The sequence below is a fragment of the Microbacterium sp. ZW3a genome (assembly GCF_057167165.1).
The window spans coordinates 1,832,273-1,850,840 of sequence record NZ_CM169903.1; the positions used below are offsets into that span (position 1 = coordinate 1,832,273).

Genomic DNA, 18,568 nt, shown 5'->3' on the forward strand with positions numbered 1-18,568 from the left:
CTCATGATTGCGGGCACACAGAGCCCTTCAGTCTACGCGATCAGGCGCGCAGCCAGCGTCGGATCGCGAAGCCCGCGCTCAGTGCGGCCAACAGCACACCGATCACCACGATGATCGGAATGACGATCGCCACGTCGGCGACCCCGACCCACGAGGTGATGAAGCCGATCCGGTCGCGCAGGTACTGGTTGACGCCGACCCCGACGATCGCCCACACGGCGACACTCGCAAGCGCCGAGCCGATGAGGGCGGCCAGAACACCCTCGAGGATGAACGGGGTCTGGATGAAGCGGTTCGAGGCGCCGACGAGCCGCATGATCCCCAGCTCGCGCCGCCGGGCGAAGGCCGACAGCCGGATGGTCGTAGCAATCAGCAGAACGGCCGCGATGAGCATGAGGCCGGCGATTCCGACCGCGACGTAGGTGGCGACGGTCAGCGTCTGGAACAGCGGCTCGAGATACTGCATCTGGTCGGTCACCTCCTCGACGCCCGACCGGTTGCTGAACGCCTCGGAGATGACGTCGGACTGACTCTGGTCGATGAGGTTGATGCTGAAGGTCGCATTGAACTGATCGGCGGTCACGACCCCGGCGATGTCGGCCGGCAGTTGGCTCTGCGCATCTGCGAAGACCTCATCGGCGGTCGAGAACGTGTAGTTACGGATCAGGGGCGCCAGCGCCGGGCCGTCCAGGGTGGCCCGCACCGCGTCGATCTGCTCTTGGCTGGCGGCCTGTCCGGCCGTGCAGGATTGCGCGTCGGACACGGTCGCGCACATGAAGACGCCGACCTGGGCACGGTCTGCCCAGTACGACTGCATCTTGCCGATCTGCATCTGCATGAGCATCGCCGCGCCGACGAAGGTCAGCGACACGAAAGTGACGAGGATGACCGAGATCACCATCGAGGCGTTGCGTCGAAGGCCGGTGAAGGCCTCCGAGAGGATGAGCCCGAACCTCATGTCGTGGGTCCCACTTCGTCGTCGCGGTCGTTCTTGTCGGCGAGGCCGAGCCGGTCGGCGAGGCCGAGGGCATCCACATCGGGGGTCGTCACGGGAACGGAACGCGTGTTCGTGCCGGGCTCCGCGGAGGAGGCTGCCGGAGCCGGCGCGGGCGCCGGCGCCGTGGTGACCGGGTCGACCCGCACGGGTTCGACGGTCGGCAGCGGCTCGACCGGACCGGTGACGTGGGCGACCTCGCGCTGCACCTCGAGCACGGCGGTCAGGGCTGCCACTGCGGCGGCGCCCCTCTCGACCTCGGGGGCCAGGCGCGGCAGGCTCGACGTGTCGCCGTACCCACCGCGACGCTCGTCACGGACCATCTCGCCGTTGCGGAGCTCGATCACACGGCGCTGCATCTGGTCGACGAAGCCGGCCTCGTGCGTGGCCATGACGACCGTGGTGCCACCGGCGTTGATGCGCGCCAGCAGCTGCATGATGTCGATGGACGTCCCGGGATCGAGGTTTCCGGTCGGCTCGTCGGCGAGGAGCACCTGGGGACGGTTGACGAGCGCGCGCGCGATCGCGACGCGCTGCTGCTCACCACCGGAGAGCTCGTGGGGAAGGCGCTTCTCTTTTCCATCGAGCCCGACGAGAGCGAGCACCTCCGGAACCGCCTGCTGAATGAAGCCCCGCGATGCGCCCGTCACCTGGAGCGTGAAGGCGACGTTCTGGTGCACGGTCTTGTTAGGCAGCAGGCGGAAGTCCTGGAACACCGAGCCGATGTGCCGCCGGAAATAGGGCACTTTGCGGTTGGACAGGGTGCGCAGGTCGCGTCCGAGAACGACGACCCTCCCCTCACTGGGTGTCTCGGCCCGCAGGATGAGCTGCAGACACGACGACTTGCCGGAACCGGAGGCCCCGACGAGGAAGACGAATTCTCCGCGCTGCACCTCGAAGTCGACGGCGTTGAGCGCCGGTCTCGTGGTGCCGCGATACCGCTTGGTGACGTTCTCGAACCGGATCATGGCTCGACGAGCCTAAGCGCGTGACAGTTCCAGCCCGAGAGGACGCGCCGGGTCGCGAAACCGGGAGAGTCCTATGGATGCCGCGGGGTGCGGCATCCATCGATCAGTCGTCGTCGTCTTTGCGCTTGCGCCACCGGATGCCGGCAGCGATCAGGCCGTCGAGGTCGCCGTCAAAGACCACGGCGGGGTTTCCGACCTCGTAGCCCGTGCGGAGGTCTTTCACCAGCTGCTGGCCATAGAGGAAGTACGAGCGCATCTGGTCGCCCCAGCTTGCCGTAATGGTGCCGGCGAGCTCTTTCTTCTTGGCCGCTTCTTCTTCGCGCTTGAGCAGGAGCAGTCGGGTCTGCAGAACGCGCATGGCGGCGGCCCGGTTCTGGATCTGCGACTTCTCGTTCTGCATCGACACGACAAGACCCGTGGGGAGGTGGGTGATACGCACGGCGGAGTCGGTGGTGTTGACCGACTGGCCACCGGGGCCCGACGAACGGAAGACGTCGACGCGGATGTCGCCTTCGGGCACCTCGACCTCGACGGCCTCCTCCATGACGGGGATGACCTCGACGGCCGCGAAGCTCGTCTGACGCTTGTCGGCGCCACCGAACGGGCTGATGCGCGCGAGTCGGTGCGTGCCGGCCTCGACCGAAAGCGTGCCGTAGGCGTAGGGCACATCGATTTCGAACGTGGCCGACTTGATGCCCGCACCCTCGGCGTAGGAGGTGTCCATGACCTTCACCGGGTACTTGTGGCGCTCGGCCCAGCGCAGGTACATGCGCAGGAGCATCTCGGCGAAGTCGGTGGCGTCGTCGCCGCCGGCGCCAGAGCGGATCGTGACGACCGCCGAGCGGGCGTCGTATTCTCCGTCGAGGAGCGTCTGCACTTCGAGCTGGCCGATGACCTCGCGAAGCGACGCGAGCTCTTTGCGAGACTCCTCGGCCGAGTCCTCGTCATCCATCTCGATCGCCAGGCCCACAAGCACCTCGAGGTCGTCGAGACGCTGCTCGATCTCGGTGATGCGCTTGAGCTCCGCCTGCCGGTGGCTGAGACGACTCGTGACCTTCTGAGCGTTGTCGACGTCGTCCCATAGGTCGGGGGCACCGGCCTCTTCGCTCAGGCGTTCGATGTCGGCGGTGAGTGCGTCGACGTCGACCACGGCCTGGATATCGGCGAAGGTCGAGCGCAGCGCCTGAATGTCGGCGGTCAAATCGAGTTCGAGCATTTGAGATCAAGCCTATCGTGGAGACGGTGACAGCCGACTCTCCCCGGAACGTGCTGGTGCGCTTCGCGCCGATGATCTACGGCCCCACGCTGCTGTTCGCCCTCGGCGAGGGCGCGGTGATCCCCCTCATCCCGGTGATCGCCACCCGCCTGGGGGCCGACGTACCGGTCGCCGCCCTCATCGCTGCCGCGCTGGTGGTGGGGCAGCTCTGCGGCAACCTCCCCGCGGGGTGGGCGGTGGCGCGCTTCGGCGAGCGCATCACGATGGGCGTCGCGGGCATCGTCATTCTCGCCGGACTCGTGGGGGTGGTTCTCGCCGATTCGCTCGCGGTCTTCGCGGCCGCGGTGTTCCTGATCGGTTTCTGCGCGGCATCCTTCGCCCTGGCCCGGCACTCCTTCATGACGACGCGTGTGCCCCTGCACTTCCGCGCTCGGGCGCTGTCGCTCCTGGGCGGGACGTTCCGCCTCGGCATGTTCGTCGGACCGTTCGTCTCGGCAGCGCTTCTCGGGATCTTCGGTGACGAGTCCGCGTCGATCGCGTTCTTCGCGATCTGTCAGGTGGCGACGATTCTCCTGGTGTTCCTGGGGCCCGATCCCGAGCGCGCCGTCACCGATGAAGCCGCGGTCGGGCAAGACACGGTGGATGCCGAAGACACCGGCGAACCCGTCACCGGCTCCGTCCCCGCGGTCGAGCGGACGGGAGTGTTCCGGACGATGTGGCGCTTTCGCGGCGTGCTCGCCCGACTCGGCCTGGCGGCCGCCTCGCTGTCGGCCGTGCGCTCCGCCCGCCAAGTGGCCCTCCCCCTGTGGGGCGTATCGCTGGGGGTGGACGCGTCGACGATCGCGGTGGTCGTGGGCGTCTCGGGAGCGATCGACTTCGCCCTCTTCTACGCCAGCGGACAGGTCATGGACCGTTTCGGGCGCCTGTGGGCGGCGCTGCCGGCGATGATCCTCATGGGCGCCGGGTTCGTTGCCCTCTCGTTCACCCATGACCTGCCCAACGCCGAGATGTGGTTCGCGATGTTCGCGGCCGTGCTCGGTGTCGGCAACGGTCTGTCCAGCGGCATCCTGCTCACCCTCGGCGCCGACCTGGCGCCCCCCGCGGAACCGGCGCCGTTCCTCGGTTCGTGGCGAACACTGACGGATGCCGGCGGCGCGGCGGCTCCGCTCCTCGTCTCGGCGCTCGCGGCGGCAGCGTCGCTGTCGGTCGCTGTCGGGGCGATGGGGGTCATCGCGGGGCTGGGGGCGGCCGGGTTCGCGCGGTGGGTGCCGCGGTACGTTCCACGGAAGCGATGAAACCGCGGACAAGTGTTTCCGGTCCGTAAACATTCCTGCACGTATTGTCCGTCGCCGCAATTTGTGGTGAGAATCGTCTCCACTGTCGCCTTCTCACGGTGGCAGGTGTCATTCCCCCCTGGATGATGCGGGCGTCGTCGCCCGCGGAGAGGTACATTCACGTGCCCAGCAACAGCCTGTTCTCCCCTCCCCCGCCCACTCGGCGCCTGGCGTGCGTCGTCGCGGCCGGCGCGCTCATCGGAGGCTCCCTGATGATCGCTCCCGCCGCCACCGCGGCGGAGGCGCCGGAGACCCTCGGTGTCACCGGCGCCGACGTCATGGAGCATCTGACCGCCCTGGCGGATATCACCGAGCGGTACGCCGATGAGGAATACCGCGTCTTCTACGGCCCGGGCTACACCGCCGCAGCGGAGTACGCCGAGACGGTGCTCGAGGACACCGGTACGTTCACGGTGACGCGACAGGAGTTCGAGCAGCCGTACTCGCGGTTCGGCGACGTGACACTCACCGTCGACGGCACCGCCTACGCGGGTTCGCACTTCGACCTGAGCGAGGGGACTGACGGCGACTACACCGGCATCCTCGCGCAGCCCACCGCGGGCGACGGCACGCACCTCGGGTGCGCGGCGGACGACTTCGCGGACGTCCCGGAGGACTCCGTCGTGCTCGTGCAGCGCGGTGTCTGCGCGTTCGAGGAAAAGATCGGCTTCGCCTCTGCCGCTGGCGCGGGCGCGGTGTTCGTGTACAACAACGCCCGACCCGCCGAAGAGGGCGTCGCGCCCACGGATCAGCTCACGAAGGTCGCATCCGGAGCGCGGAACGAGGACGACTCGCCCGCGGCCACGCTGCCGCAGGAGGCCGGCGAGACGATCGCGGCGCTCATCGGCGCCGCGCCCGCCGATGCCCCAGTTGAGGGGACGGCGGTGATCGAGAAGGAGTTCCTCGTCGGGAAGACCTTCAACCTCATCGCCGACAGCATCGCCGGCGATCCCGAAGACACCGTGGTCATCGGCGCGCACCTCGACGGTGTGGCCGAGGGCCCCGGCGTCAACGACAACGCCTCGGGTTCGGCGGCGATCCTCGCCCTCGCCGAAAAGATCGCGGCATCCGACGTCTCGAACGACAAGCGGATCCGGCTGGCGCTCTGGAGCGCCGAAGAGGTCGATCTCGTCGGCTCGACGTACTACGTCGACGACCTCAAGACGAATGACCCGGCGGAGCTGGCGCGGATCTCGGCCTACCTCAACTACGACATGATCGGGTCGGAGAATTTCACCGTCGGCGTCTACGACGCAAATCGCTCGACGTTCCCCGCCGCGGACGTGCCTATCCCCGCGGGCTCGGAAGACCTGGAGCGCATTTACACCGACTACTTCGACGCCATCGATCAGCCCTGGATCGACACCGAATACTCGGGGCGGTCCGATTATCAGGCGTTCATCGACAACGGCATCCCCTCGGGCGGTCTGTTCTCGGGTGGTGACGACATCAAGACCGCGGAGCAGGCCGCTCTGTTCGGCGGCACCCCCGGTGTCTTCATGGACCGCAACTACCACACGGCGCAGGACACTCTCGCGAACGTGAACCGGGACGCGATCGACATCTTCGCGCGTGCCATCGGCAACGCGACGGCGGTGCTGGCGTGGGATGCGGCAGAGGCACCCGCGGAGCCGACCCCGGAGCCGACGCCTCCCCCGGTGGTTCCGACCCCGACGCCGACCAGCCAGCCCAGTGCTTCACCGAGCGCGACCGCGGCTCCGGGGGCCGGGTCGGGCTCGCGTGGCTCCCTCGCGACGACGGGATCAGACCTCGAGGGATCCGCCCTCCCGGCGATCGGCGTGGGGATGCTGATGCTCGGCACACTGATCGCCGCGGGCTCGCTCATGCACCGGCGCCGCGCGCGCGGTGACAGGGCGTCGTAGAGCGCCAGCCGGGGTTGGCCGAGCACCGGTGCGTGGGAGCGCCGGTGCTCGGGGGCCTCGAGCACGGGGGTGTGGGAGCACCGGTGCTCGGGGGTCTCGAGCACGTCGGTTCGCCCCTCCTCCACAGGCGGGCGCCGCGACGAGTTATCCACGAATATGCCCGCAGACCTGGGATAAGTTGGCTCTGCTTCGTAGTATTGGAACATGTCTTCGAATGTCCCAGGCGGATCCGCTGAGGCCGGTGCCGCCGGTCGGCCTCCGACGGGTCCGGTGGCAACGCTCGATGCGCTTCTCAGAAACGTCGTCGCCGCCGAAGCCGCCCTCGCGGTGGCCGAGGTGGCGCGCGTTCGCGCTCTCGCCACCGCCGGCAGGTTCGCCCTCGATGCCGCATCCTCCGCACGGGCACCCGTGCGGGCGTCGGATATGGCCATGCGGGAGGTGGCGTCCGAGATCGCTGCGGCCTGCCGCGCGTCGGATCGCACCGTCCAACGCGAGATCAACGAGGCGCTGACACTCGTGGAGTCGTTCCCCGCCACCGTCTCCGCGTGGGAAGCCGGCGTTCTCTCGCGTCGACACGTGCGGGTGATCGCCGATGTCGGAATCGAGCTCCCCCGCGAGACGCGGGGCGAGTACGACGCGTTCGCCGCCGCTCTCGCCGAGGAGCTGAGCCCGGGCAGGCTGAAGGGTCGGCTCACCGTGGCCGCGCAGCGCCTGCATCCGACCACGCTGACCGAGCGCCATCGAGAAGGAAGAGAGCACCGAGCCGTGCGGGTCGTCCCGCGCGAGAACGGAATGTCCGACCTCATCGCCACCCTCCCCACCGTGCTCGCCGAGGCGGTACTCGATCGGTTGACCCAACAGGCACAGGTCATCCTCGATGCGCCCCCGACTGCAGCGGCAGCGGCAGCCGGCGTGCGGACGATGGATCAGGTCCGAGCGGACGTGCTGGCCGATCTGCTTCTCACTTCCGACCCGACGATCGACCCCACCCGCCCCGAGGACGGTCCCGGCACCCTGGGCAAGATCCGTGCCCGCGTGCAGGTGGTGGTGCCAGCTTTGACGATGCTCCAACCTGGACGGGAGAACACTCTGCCCGCCGAACTGGTTGGCCACGGTCCGATCGATGCCGACACGGCGCGCACCCTGGCCGAGACCACGAGTGTGCCCTGGGATCGGGTCATCACCCACCCCGTCACCGGGGCCGTCCTTCACGCCGACACCTACCACCGCACCGCCGCGATCGACCGGTACCTGCGGGCGCGAGACAGGCACTGCCGGTGGCCCGGCTGCACCGCCCCCGCGATCCGGTGCGAAATCGACCACAGCGTCGATTGGGCGCTCGGTGGTTCCACCGACGTCCGCAACCTCTGCTGCCTGTGCCAGCGCCACCACACCCAGAAGCAGTTCACCCGGTGGAGCGTGCGACAGCTCGGCGCGGGGGTTCTCGAGTGGACCTCACCCACCGGACGCGTGTACATCGACACCCCCGACCCGTACCCCGTGGCCGAGGCACGGGCGGGGGCACCACCCGACGTGCGGTTCCAGCCCGACGATGCGTCGTCGTCACCCCCGCACGCCACACCCCACGGTTCGATCGATGCTGCCCCGTTCTGAACTCGGCATCGACGTGCACGCTGATCTGCGTCCTCGAACCGGCGCGCCGTCCGATAGGCGCCCCGGCCGGCGCGGCAGCCGCCCCGGTCACGCCACACACGCCCGCCGCCGGGGTCGCGCTCGACGGTGCAACACTCGACGGTGGAACACTCGACGCCCGAACACACGACGGTGGAACACTCGATGATGAATCCGAACCGCCCCCGCAGCCATCGAGAAGAGGCCACGTGAAAGACGTCGATCGCGCGGCACTCGCGATTTCTGCCGCGCTCGCCGGGGTCGCCGGGTACGTGGATGCCATCGGCTTCTTGGACACCGGTGGACTGTTCGTGTCGTTCATGAGTGGGAACTCCACCCAGGCGGCCGTCGAGATATTCGGCCCGGGTGCCGCCGTGGCCCTGGCATCCGCGGGCATCATCGCCGCATTCGTCGCCGGGGTCGCCATCGGGGGCGTGACCACCACCGTCCTCGCCCGGCCTCGCGCCTGGATCGTCGGGGGCGCGGCCACGGGCGTCGCCCTCGTCGCTGCGCTCGCCCTTGCGGGACAAGCGACGGTATGGCGCGTGGCACTCCTCGCGGCGGCGATGGGCGCCCTCAACACGCTCTTCCTCGCCGACGGACGGGCGCGCGTCGCGATCACATATTCGACCGGAACTCTCGTCAGTCTGGGTCTGGCTATCGCGACCGCCCTGACGGGAGGATCGCGCCAGGCGTGGCAACGTCCGCTCCTGCTGTGGTCGTCGCTGGTCGGCGGCGCGATCGTGGGTGCGATCGCCCACCGGTGGGGCAGCCCGCTCGCCCTGTCCCTCGCCGCCGTCGCACTGGCGCTCGTCACCGTGCTCCTGGCGACCCGCCGGGCCGGGGCCGCGCCCTGACTGGCGCCCCGGTTGCACCGGGGCGAAGCCGCGCAGTGCCCCGCCCGGGTCCGGATCACACCCGGATGAGCACCTTGCCGACAGCCCCCGCCTCGACAGCGTCGTGCGCCGCGGCGGTCTCCTCGAGGGGGAACCACGTCAGCGGGAGGCCGACCTCTTCTCCCACGGGGAGCACGCCGTCGGCCACCGCGGCAGAGACATCCTCGGCCGCCGCGGTCAACGCGTCCTCGCCGACCGTGTACAGCAGGAGTCCCTGCCAGCGCACGTTCTTGGCGAAGCTCTCGCGAACGGCCGCCGTGAAGCTGTCGCCACCGTTGTCGGCGTAGTACCCGATCGAGCCGTGGTTGGCGATCACGTCGACGTCGAGACCCGCGTTCTCGGCGATCGCCACCTCCACGACGTGGTCGATGCCGTCTGGGGCGATCTCACGGATGCGGTCGGCCAGCCCCGGCTCGGTGTACCGCAACACGTGCGGGGCACCCGCCGCGCGAGCGAGCACTTCCTTCTCGGCGCTGCTGACGGTGGCGATCACGGTGGCCCCCGCCCACACGGCGAGCTGAATGGCCGCGTGACCGACGGCCCCGGCCCCACCCTGTACGAGAACCGCCCGACCGCTCAGCGCTCCGGGCGAGAGCCGGGCAGGACCGAACTCGTGGACTGTGAGCGCGCGGTGCGCCGTCATCGCCGGGACGCCGAGACTCGCACCGAGCTCGAACGACGCGTCGTCGGCCAGCGGCACGGCACGAGCGGCGGGGATGACCGCGTACTCGGCGGCGGTCCCCGTCGGACGCTGATGCTGAGCGAGGTAGACCCACACGCGATCGCCCACCGCGAGATCGTCAACGCCCTCGCCGATGGCATCCACCGTGCCCGCGCCGTCCTGGTTCGGGGTGACCTCGTCGGCGACGATCGGACGACCGACCGAGGCGCGGGCTTTCCAGTCGGTCGGATTCACGCCCGATACGGCGATGCGCACGCGCACCTCGCCGGGAGCGGGGTCGGGGATCTCGCGCTCGACGAGCGAGAGGACGGAGGAGTCACCGGGAGTGCTGTAGACGATCGTCTTCATACGCAGACTCAAGCCCGGGCGGGCGCCACGCATTCCCTGGGCGTGTCGCGCGGGGCGGCTCGGCACACTGGAGGGATGAGCTCTCTCGTGATCGCCGACGGCGTCTCGTTCCTCCCCGACGACGCGAGGGCGGCCGTCTCCGCGCGAAGCCGCACCGCCATCGGAGTCCGCGACGGCGCCATCGTCGCCATCGGCGCTCTCGCCGAGGTCCGTGCCGCGGTCGGCCCGGGCGCCGACGAGGTCGACGCGCGCGGTGGGCTCGTCACCCCCGGCTTCGTCGACGCGCACGTCCATCTGGGCGTCGGGGCGGTGGATGCCCTGCGCTGCGACCTCGCCGGAGCCGCCTCACCGGAGGAGATCGACGCGCGCGTGCGCCGCTTCGCGTCGGCTCAGCCGGGGCCCTGGGTCGTCGGCGGCGGCTGGGATCCGACGCTCTTCCCCGCCGGCGGCCCCCGGGCCGTCGATCTCGACGCGCTCGTCGGCGACCGGCCGGCGCTGCTCCTGGATGCCGACCATCATGCCGCGTGGGCGAACACCGCCGCGCTAGCGCTCGCCGGCATCGACGCGCGCACCCCCGACCCTGCCGACGGACGCATCGAACGCGAGGCCACCGGCGCTCCGAGCGGCACCCTCCGCGACGGGGCTGTTCAGCTGGTGGCCCGCCTCCTCCCCGAACCTCCCACGGAGGACATCGCCCGCGGCATCCTTCGTCTGTCCCGGCAGCTGCTCGCCGCGGGTGTCACGGGATGGCAGGAGGCGGCGCTGGGTGCCTACGGCGGATTCCCTGACTTCACCGACGCGTATCTCCACCTGCTGGCCGCGGGCACCCTCGAGGGCCGCGCGACCGGTGCGCTGTGGGTGCCCCGCGATCTCACCGACGACGGCATCGAGGCGTTCGTCGCCGGCACCGTCGAGCGCGCCGCGCGACTCGGCGCCGCCGGACTCCCCAGCAGCACCGCCAAGCTCATGCTCGACGGGATCGTCGAAACGCGCACCGCACACCTCCTCGAGCCGTACTGCGGATTCGACGAACGGGCCCGGTCGTACTTCGCCCCGGGCATCCCGACGCGCCTGGTCTCGGCTCTGAACGAGAGCGGGATCGCCGTCCACGTCCACGCGATCGGCGACGCCGCCGTGCGCGATGCGCTCGATGCGTTCGCCGCGGTCCCCGACTCCGCGCGGCGTGCGGTGCGCAACCACATCGCGCACATCCAGCTCATCCATGCCGCGGACGTCCCCCGTTTCGGCGAACTCGGCGTGACGGCCAACGCGCAACCGTTCTGGGCGTGTGCGAGCGCCCTCGCGCGGCAGAGCACCCTCCCCCTCATCGGCCCCGAACGCGCCGACGAGCTGTACGTCTTCGGCTCGCTCGCGCGCCACGGGGCGGAGCTCGCGATGGGCTCGGACTGGCCGGTCTCCACGTTCGCCCCCTGGCAGGGCATCCACGTCGCCGTCACCCGCCGCCCGCCGGGTGAGTCGGATGCCGAACCCCTCGGCGCCGGGGAGTCGCTCGGCCTCGGGCAGGCGATCCGCGCGTACACCGCGGGATCCGCGGCGCTCCTCGGCATCGGGGGCGGCCGTCTCGCCGTCGGAGACCGCGCCGACCTCGCCATCGCCGACCGCGACCCCTTCGCCGGCCCGAAGGATGCCATTCACGAAACCCGCACCGCGATCACCGTCCTGGGCGGCACCGTCGTCGCGTCGTGACGGTGGCATCACACGCGACGACGACGGCGGGCGAGACGCGCGGCATCCTCGGGGGTGCCTCACATCGCACGGGGGCGGTCCTCACCTAGAATGAGGGCACTCGCGGGAGTGGTGAAACCGGCAGACACGCAGGATTTAGGTTCCTGTGCCTTCGGGCGTGGGGGTTCAAGTCCCCCCTTCCGCACGGACATCCTTCCGTAGACACCGATTTTCCGACCCGACGGGACCGACGTGATCCACCCCACCGCCCTGCTCCCGTGGCTCGACCCGGCGACGATCATCACGAACTCCCAGCCCTGGGCGCTGCTGGTGGTGTGCTTCATCATCTTCGCCGAGACGGGCCTGCTCATCGGGTTCCTGCTCCCCGGCGACACCCTCCTGATCATGGCGGGGCTGCTCTCGCACTCCACCCCGGCCGCGCCCAACGGCGTGTTCGGCATCAACGCCTGGTTCGTGGCTCTGGCAATCGGCGTGGCCGCCTTCATCGGCGGCGAGGTCGGCTACTTCATCGGCCATAAGGCCGGGCCCTCGATCTTCGAGCGCAAAGAGTCCGGCATTTTCAGCCGTAAGAACGTCGAGCGCACCAACGCGTTCTTCCAGCGGTTCGGCGGCATCACGGTGATCCTCGCCCGCTTCGTGCCGGTGGTCCGCACGTTCGCCCCGATCGCGGCCGGCGTCGGCCACATGCCCTGGCGCCAGTACACGCTGTACAACCTGATCGGCGCGATCATCTGGGGCATCGGACTCACCATGCTCGGATACGTCGTCGGGTACATCCCCTTCGTACGCGACCTCGTGACCGAGTACATCGACGTCATCCTGTTGGCGGCCGTCGCGGGCACCGCGATCTTCATCGCCGTGCACTACTTCCGCGAGCGAGCGGCGGCCAAGCGCGACGCCGCGGCGGGTCACGCCACCGTCACCCACACCGAGGCCGAGGCGCTGGCCCTCGACCCGAACACGCTCGAAGACGGCGACCACCGCGCGCGGTGAGCCGCGCCGACGTCACGACGCCTTCGACGTCTTCTTCTTGGCATCCGCCTTCTTTTTCGGGGCGGGATCATCGCCCGCCTTCGCGCGAGTGGCGCGGGTGCGTTCCACGCTGGCGCGCAGGGCCTCCATCAGGTCGATGACCTCTCCGCCATCGTCGTCACCCTCTTGCTCGCCGAAGGTCGCCGCGGTGTCGATCGCGTCGCCCTGCTCGAGCTTGGCGTCGATGAGGGTGCGCAACTCCCGCTGATACTCGTCGCCGAACTCCTCGGGATCGAAGTCCTTCGAGAAGCTCTCGACGAGAGACGCCGACATCTCCAACTCCTTCGCCGAGATGCGCACGTCGTCGTCGAGGGCCGGGAACGCCGCATCGCGCACCTCATCGGCCCAGAGCAGCGTCTGCAACACGAGCACGTCGCCGCGCGTACGCAGCGCGGCAAGGCGCGTCTTCTGCCGCAGCGAGAAACGCACGATGGCGGTGCGATCGGTCTGCTCCAGGGTCTTCCGCAGCAGCACGTAGGCCTTCGGTGACGACGAATCGGGCTCGAGGTAGTACGCCTTGTCGAGGGTGAGCAGGTCGACCTGGTCACTGGGGACGAACTCCACGACCTCGATCTCGCGACTGCGTTCGCTCGGCAGCGAGGCGAGATCGTCTTTGGTCAGGATCACGGTCTGCTCACCGTCGTCGTAGGCGCGGTCGATGTCTTGGTAGGCGACCACCTCGCCGTCGACCTCGCAGATGCGCTGGTACCGGATCCGCCCGCCGTCGGCGTTGTGCACCTGGTGCAGCGGCACGTCGTGGTCCTCGGTCGCCGAGTACACCTTCACGGGCACGTTGACGAGACCGAACGTCAGAGCGCCCTTCCAGATCGATCGCATACCCCCAGTGAACACCGGAAAAGCGTGGATGCCGAGGGGTTGTGCCCGCAAGGGCGCAGAACTCCTGCGGCCAGGGGTCCCGCACGGCTGCAGACAGCGCACTGCGCACCGCTGCAGGAGTTGTGCAGCGAAACCCCTCCGCATCGGGCACCTCGGTCGCTCTACGCTTGAGCGATGGTGGAGCAGACGGTGCGCATCGAGGGACGCCGGCTGCGCCTGTCGAACCTCGACAAGGTGCTGTACCCCGCGACGGGCACCACTAAGGGTGAGGTGATCGACTACTACACCCGCATCGCCCCGCTGCTGCTCCCCCACACGCGCGGGCGCCCCGTGACCCGCAAGCGCTGGCCCGACGGAGTCGGCACCGACACCGACCCGGGCGAGCCCTTCTTCGCCAAGGCCCTCGAGCCCGGTGCCCCGGCGTGGGTGGCCCGGCATCCGATCGACCACTCCTCCGGGGCGAAGGACTATCCCCTCGTCGACGACCTACCCACCCTGGTGTACCTGGCGCAGGTCGCGAGCCTCGAGCTGCACGTGCCGCAGTGGCGGTTCACCGCCGCCGGCGAGCGCCAGAATCCCGACCGGTTGGTGCTCGACCTCGACCCGGGGCCGGGGGTGGGACTCGCCGAGTGCGCGGAAGTGGCGCGCTGGGCGCGCACGATCCTCATCGACATGGGCCTCGACCCGATGCCGGTGACCAGCGGCAGCAAGGGCATTCACCTGTACGCGCATCTCGACGGCCGACAGAGCAGCGATGCGGCGAGCGCCGTCGCGAAAGAGCTCGCCCGAGCGATCGAGGCGGATCACCCCGACCTCGTCGTCAGTCAGATGGCAAAGGCCGCGCGTCCCGGCAAGGTGTTCATCGACTGGAGTCAGAACAACGGCTCCAAGACGACGATCGCGCCGTACTCGCTACGCGGACGCTCCGAACCGACCGTCGCGGCACCGCGCACCTGGGCGGAGCTCGACGATCCGGGGCTGCGGCACCTGCGGTTCGACGAGGTGCTCGCCCGCCCCGAGGACCCGCTCGCGATCGTCGACGACGCCCCGTTGCGCGCCTACCTTTCCAAGCGCACCGCGGGACGCACGCCCGAACCGATGCCCGACACCCCGCGCGGCGAGCGCGCCGGTGAGGGGCTGCCCCGCTTCGTGATTCAGGAGCACCACGCCTCGCGACTGCACTGGGACCTGCGGCTCGAACGCGCCGGAGTGCTCGTCAGCTGGGCCGTGCCCAAGGGCGTGCCCCGCACCGCCGACAAGAACAGCCTCGCCGTGATGACCGAGGACCACCCCCTCCGGTACCTCGACTTCGCCGGCGAGATCCCCCGGGGTCAGTACGGGGCCGGCACGATGACGGTCTGGGACACCGGACGCTACGAGCTCGAGAAGTGGCGGGACGACGAGGTCATCGCCACCCTCGAGGGGCGGCCGGGCGGTCCGCTGGGTCGCGTGCGTCTCGCCCTCATCCGCACGGAGGGCGCGGGCGAGAAGTCGCAGTGGCTCCTGCACCGAATGAAGACGGATGCCGACGGCCACCCGCAGGGTGACGGCGCCGTCGTCGTGCCCCGGGCTGCGGAGCCCGCCGACGACCCGGCACCCCGCGAACCGGAGCCCGCCGACACCGACACCGGCTCCGCGGATCTCCGCCCGATGCAGGCGACCGCGGCGACCCCCGGACTCGCGGGCGCCGCCGCCGACCGCTGGGGGCGAACCTGGGTGGAGATGAAGTGGGACGGCATCCGCGGTCTCGGCTTCTGGGACGGCAGTCGCCTCACCCTGCGTTCGCGCAACGGCAACGACCTCACCGCCGCCTATCCGGAGCTGACGGCCGTCGACCTCGGACTGGGCCCCGTGCCGGCCGTCATCGACGGCGAGATCGTCGCGCTCGACGGTCAGGGTCGGCCGAGCTTCCCCCTCCTGCAGAAGCGCATGAACCTCTCCCGACCCCGCGAGATCGCGCAGGAGTCCGCGCGGACGCCCGTGCACCTGTACCTGTTCGACGTGTTGCGCGTGGGCGAACGCGACGTCACCGCTCTTCCGTTGGCCGAGCGTCGCGGCATCCTGGAGGATCTCGCCCGGGATGCCACCGCCCCCGTCGTCGTCCCGCCGGTGTTCGACGACGTCGAGGGGGCGCTGTCGGCGAGCGGACGATTCGGGCTCGAGGGGATCGTCGTGAAAGACGCGGAGTCCGCCTACCGACCGGGTCACCGCTCGGAACGGTGGTTGAAGGTCAAGCACTCTCGCACGCAGGAGGTGGTCATTGGGGGCATCCGTCCCGGGCAGGGCAACCGGTATGGCACGATCGGTTCGCTCCTGGTGGGCGTCCCCTCCCCCGACGGTCTGCGCTACGCGGGGCGGGTCGGGTCGGGCTTCGGCGAACAGACCTTGAAGAAGCTGACAGCACTGCTCGAGCCACTTCGCACCGACGCCGACCCGTTCGTCGGTGTCCCCGCCGCCGACGCGCGCGACGCGCTCTGGGTGCGCCCCGAGCTCGTCGGGGAGGTCGAGTTCGCGGAATTCACCCCGGGCGGCATCCTGCGCCAGGCGCGGTGGCGGGGTCTGCGCCCCGACAAGGACCCGGGCGACGTGGTGCGCGAGGACTGAGTCCTATGCGTGCTGCGCGTCGTGCTCGACGTGACCGGCCGGTTCGAGCTGGAACGTCGAGTGCTCGACGTCGAAGTGCTCGGCGAGGCACCCCTGGAGCGACGCCAGGATGCGGGCGGCACGGCCGTCGGCGAGGGCCGCGTCGTCGACCACCACGTGGGCGCTGAATACCGGGGCTCCGCGCGTCAGCTGCCAGACGTGCACGTCGTGCACGTCGACGACGCCGTCCGCTTCGCGCAGGTGGCGACGGATCTCGGCCACCTGTACGCCCGTGGGCGCGGACTCGGTGAGCACGACGACGACCTCCCGCAGCAGACCGATCGCACGCGGCACGATGAGCACCGCGATGAACAGGGAGGCGATGGCATCCGCCTGCACGAACCCGGTCACGACGATCACGATCGCCGCACCGATCACCGCCGCCGATCCGATGAGGTCGCCCAGCACCTCGAGGTAGGCGCCGCGCACGTTGATGCTGCGCTTCTGTGCGCGGCTGAGTAGCCACATCGACACCGCGTTGGCCACGAGCCCCGCCGCGGCGACGATCAGCATGAGCCCGCCCTGCACCTCCGCCTCCGCGGGGGTGAGGAGCCGCTGCACCGCTTCGAACCCCACCCACAGGCTCAGCACGATCAGAACGACACCGTTGACGAGAGCCCCCAGTACCTCGGCGCGCTGATACCCGAAGGTGCGGCGATCATCGGCGGGCCGGGCCGCGATCGAGGTGGCGATGAGCGCGATCACGAGGGCCGCCGCGTCGGTGAACATGTGCGCCGCGTCCGCGAGCAGGGCCAGAGAACCCGAGAGAACGGCCCCGACGACCTGCACGATCATGACCGACACGGTCAGGCTGAGCGCCACCGTCAGGAGGCGGCGGTGACCGGCATCGCGGAGACCTCCGGCGGGCGCGTGATCGTGCATGGGTCCAGGCTAGATCCGCCCGAGCGCGGGCCGTGGCGTTTCCGCGTAGTCGGGAATGAGAGCGGCTATCGCTCTCGGCTTCAGCGCTGCAGCCCGGCGAGTTGGCGCTGGATCCGGCGGTGGGCGTGCAGCGCGGGGTACACCCCGAGGAACACGGCCATGGGCGCGCGCAGGCGCACGTCGCGGATGCCGTGGGCGGAGTACGTCGTCTCGAACCGCTCGACGTACCGCCGGAACTCCCGCGGCCGATCGTCGACGCGACGGAGGGACATGCCGGCCACGACCGCCGAGCTGTATCCGATGCGTCGCCCCGCCCACGCGAGGTGGATCGCGATGTCGAGGTCCTCGTGCAGGACATCGGCCCGGTCGTCGCACAGGTGCGGTCGCACCTCCCGCCACGCGTCGGCGCGCACCGCCATGTTGCTCCCGAACAGGAAGGTGAGATCCCCCGCCATCCGCACCTGCAGCCGGCGCAGCCGGTCGTCGATCTGCTGGCCGATCGACCGCAGGGGAAGCTCGTAGTACTCCATCGGTCCCGACACGGCGTCGATCTCGGCGTCGGCGAACACCCTCGACACCTGGGCGACCCAGTCGGGTTTGAGCACCGTGTCGGCGTCGATGCGTCCGAGCACGTCGCCCCGGGCGGCATCCATCCCCACGTTGCGTGTGGGGATGAGTCCCTGTCGCTCGTCCTGGCGGAGCAGGCGGATGACGGAACCCGGGTGGTCGGCGATGAGGCGCTGCACGACCCCACGCGTGCCGTCGACCGAACGGTTGTCGACGACGAGCACCTCGGCCGGCCGCACCGTCTGAGCGAGGATCGCCTCCAGGCATCGGCCGATCACCGCCTCCTCGTTGAAGGCGGGAACGATGATCGACACCGACGGCACGTGAGCCACCCCCGGTGTCTACCCGATCAGAGTGACCGAAGAAGGGGTATCAGGTTGCGAAACGCCCGCGCACGGTGAGAATGCGCGTTCTTCTCGTCAGCGGTCCACTCGCCGACCGTACGTTCGGCACCGGCGTCCTGCCCATCGGGCACGAAGATCGGGTCATACCCGAAACCACCCGATCCCGACGGAGCGGTCGCCAGGCGTCCGGGCCAGCGTCCCTCGACCGTGTCTTCGACCCCGTCGGGGCGCACCAGCGCGATGACCGACACGAACTGCGCCGTGCGGTGCGGATCGGCGACGTCGGAGAGCTGGTCGAGCAAAAGCTCCAGGTTCGCCGTCGCGTCTTTCCGATGCCCGGCCCAGTACGCCGAGAACACGCCGGGAGACCCCCCGAGCACGTCGACGGCCACACCCGAGTCGTCGGCGAGCGCCGGAAGGCCCGTGTGCGCGGCCGCCGCGCGCGCCTTGATGAGGGCGTTCGCCGCGAAGGTCACCCCGTCTTCGACCGGCTCGGGTCCGTCGTAGCCGACGACCTCCAGGTCGGGGCGGGTGTCGCGGACGATCGCCTGGAATTCTTCGACCTTATGCGGGTTGTGGGTCGCCAGAACGATGCGCGCCACG

The 18,568-nt window shown here is 69.9% G+C and carries 15 protein-coding genes and 1 tRNA gene; 8 read left to right on the forward strand and 8 right to left on the reverse strand.

What is annotated here, in order from left to right:
* Positions 1–40: 40 nt before the first annotated feature.
* From ftsX to prfB, 3 genes are all read right to left on the reverse strand, one after another.
* On the reverse strand, positions 41–958 hold the full coding sequence (gene ftsX / locus ACU6WY_RS08665; RefSeq protein WP_483819268.1) for a permease-like cell division protein FtsX: 918 nt from the start codon (positions 956–958) through the stop codon (positions 41–43).
* A complete protein-coding gene (gene ftsE / locus ACU6WY_RS08670) occupies positions 955–1,962 on the reverse strand; it encodes a cell division ATP-binding protein FtsE (protein WP_483819269.1) in 1,008 nt (335 codons plus the stop codon). Before ftsE ends, ftsX begins: the two co-directional genes overlap by 4 nt.
* A 103-nt stretch (positions 1,963–2,065) precedes the next feature.
* Complete coding sequence (gene prfB / locus ACU6WY_RS08675; RefSeq protein WP_483819270.1) at positions 2,066–3,178, reverse strand: peptide chain release factor 2; 1,113 nt, start codon at positions 3,176–3,178, stop codon at positions 2,066–2,068.
* Between the two features lie 71 nt (positions 3,179–3,249).
* On the opposite strand from prfB, the gene ACU6WY_RS08680 reads away from it, so the two are divergent.
* The 4 genes from ACU6WY_RS08680 to ACU6WY_RS08695 all read left to right on the forward strand — a co-directional run bounded on the left by ACU6WY_RS08680 (position 3,250) and on the right by ACU6WY_RS08695 (position 8,884).
* Positions 3,250–4,473 (forward strand): MFS transporter, encoded by a 1,224-nt coding sequence (locus tag ACU6WY_RS08680; protein WP_483821883.1) that lies wholly within the window; start codon positions 3,250–3,252, stop codon positions 4,471–4,473.
* A gap of 161 nt (positions 4,474–4,634) precedes the next feature.
* Positions 4,635–6,395 carry a M28 family peptidase gene (locus tag ACU6WY_RS08685; RefSeq protein WP_483819271.1) on the forward strand — a complete coding sequence of 587 codons (1,761 nt, stop codon included), beginning with the start codon at positions 4,635–4,637 and terminating at the stop codon, positions 6,393–6,395.
* Positions 6,396–6,599: 204 nt separating this feature from the next.
* Positions 6,600–8,009, forward strand: a complete 1,410-nt coding sequence (locus tag ACU6WY_RS08690) for an HNH endonuclease (protein ID WP_483819272.1) — start codon at positions 6,600–6,602, stop codon at positions 8,007–8,009.
* Positions 8,010–8,236: 227 nt separating this feature from the next.
* Positions 8,237–8,884, forward strand: coding sequence for a YoaK family protein (locus ACU6WY_RS08695; protein WP_483819273.1), 648 nt, complete (start codon positions 8,237–8,239; stop codon positions 8,882–8,884).
* A 55-nt stretch (positions 8,885–8,939) separates the two neighbouring features.
* Here ACU6WY_RS08695 and ACU6WY_RS08700 read toward each other — a convergent pair whose 3' ends face one another.
* A complete protein-coding gene (locus tag ACU6WY_RS08700) occupies positions 8,940–9,953 on the reverse strand; it encodes an NADPH:quinone reductase (protein WP_483819274.1) in 1,014 nt (337 codons plus the stop codon).
* A 75-nt stretch (positions 9,954–10,028) separates the two neighbouring features.
* Between ACU6WY_RS08700 and ACU6WY_RS08705 the strand changes: the two genes are divergently transcribed.
* The 3 genes from ACU6WY_RS08705 to ACU6WY_RS08715 all read left to right on the forward strand — a co-directional run bounded on the left by ACU6WY_RS08705 (position 10,029) and on the right by ACU6WY_RS08715 (position 12,653).
* Positions 10,029–11,660, forward strand: a complete 1,632-nt coding sequence (locus tag ACU6WY_RS08705) for an amidohydrolase (RefSeq protein ID WP_483819275.1) — start codon at positions 10,029–10,031, stop codon at positions 11,658–11,660.
* A gap of 102 nt (positions 11,661–11,762) precedes the next feature.
* Positions 11,763–11,844 (forward strand) — tRNA-Leu (locus ACU6WY_RS08710).
* Between the two features lie 50 nt (positions 11,845–11,894).
* Positions 11,895–12,653, forward strand: a complete 759-nt coding sequence (locus tag ACU6WY_RS08715) for a DedA family protein (protein WP_483821884.1) — start codon at positions 11,895–11,897, stop codon at positions 12,651–12,653.
* Between the two features lie 12 nt (positions 12,654–12,665).
* Here the strand turns inward: ACU6WY_RS08715 and ku are convergent, their stop codons facing one another.
* Positions 12,666–13,529: a non-homologous end joining protein Ku gene (ku, locus tag ACU6WY_RS08720; RefSeq protein WP_483819276.1), complete on the reverse strand. Its 864-nt coding sequence runs from the start codon at positions 13,527–13,529 to the stop codon at positions 12,666–12,668.
* A gap of 174 nt (positions 13,530–13,703) precedes the next feature.
* Here ku and ACU6WY_RS08725 point away from each other — a divergent pair, with 174 nt between their 5' ends.
* On the forward strand, positions 13,704–16,133 hold the full coding sequence (locus tag ACU6WY_RS08725; protein WP_483819277.1) for an ATP-dependent DNA ligase: 2,430 nt from the start codon (positions 13,704–13,706) through the stop codon (positions 16,131–16,133).
* Between the two features lie 3 nt (positions 16,134–16,136).
* Here ACU6WY_RS08725 and ACU6WY_RS08730 read toward each other — a convergent pair whose 3' ends face one another.
* The 3 genes from ACU6WY_RS08730 to rdgB form a co-directional block, all read right to left on the reverse strand.
* A complete protein-coding gene (locus ACU6WY_RS08730; protein ID WP_483819278.1) occupies positions 16,137–17,054 on the reverse strand; it encodes a cation diffusion facilitator family transporter in 918 nt (305 codons plus the stop codon).
* Between the two features lie 80 nt (positions 17,055–17,134).
* Entirely contained in the window at positions 17,135–17,953 is an 819-nt protein-coding gene (locus ACU6WY_RS08735; RefSeq protein ID WP_483819279.1) for a glycosyltransferase family 2 protein, read from the reverse strand.
* A 17-nt stretch (positions 17,954–17,970) separates the two neighbouring features.
* Positions 17,971–18,567, reverse strand: coding sequence for an RdgB/HAM1 family non-canonical purine NTP pyrophosphatase (gene rdgB / locus ACU6WY_RS08740; RefSeq protein ID WP_483819280.1), 597 nt, complete (start codon positions 18,565–18,567; stop codon positions 17,971–17,973).
* Position 18,568 lies beyond the last annotated feature (1 nt).

Coding starts and splice junctions, on each gene's coding strand:
- ku (WP_483819276.1), bottom strand. CDS start 13,529: ATGCGATCGATCTGGAAGGGCGCTCTGACGTTCGGTCTCGTCAACGTG.
- prfB (WP_483819270.1), bottom strand. CDS start 3,178: ATGCTCGAACTCGATTTGACCGCCGACATTCAGGCGCTGCGCTCGACC.
- ACU6WY_RS08680 (WP_483821883.1), top strand. CDS start 3,250: ATGATCTACGGCCCCACGCTGCTGTTCGCCCTCGGCGAGGGCGCGGTG.
- ACU6WY_RS08725 (WP_483819277.1), top strand. CDS start 13,704: ATGGTGGAGCAGACGGTGCGCATCGAGGGACGCCGGCTGCGCCTGTCG.
- ACU6WY_RS08690 (WP_483819272.1), top strand. CDS start 6,600: ATGTCTTCGAATGTCCCAGGCGGATCCGCTGAGGCCGGTGCCGCCGGT.
- ACU6WY_RS08700 (WP_483819274.1), bottom strand. CDS start 9,953: ATGAAGACGATCGTCTACAGCACTCCCGGTGACTCCTCCGTCCTCTCG.
- ACU6WY_RS08730 (WP_483819278.1), bottom strand. CDS start 17,054: ATGCACGATCACGCGCCCGCCGGAGGTCTCCGCGATGCCGGTCACCGC.
- ftsX (WP_483819268.1), bottom strand. CDS start 958: ATGAGGTTCGGGCTCATCCTCTCGGAGGCCTTCACCGGCCTTCGACGC.
- ACU6WY_RS08705 (WP_483819275.1), top strand. CDS start 10,029: ATGAGCTCTCTCGTGATCGCCGACGGCGTCTCGTTCCTCCCCGACGAC.
- ftsE (WP_483819269.1), bottom strand. CDS start 1,962: ATGATCCGGTTCGAGAACGTCACCAAGCGGTATCGCGGCACCACGAGA.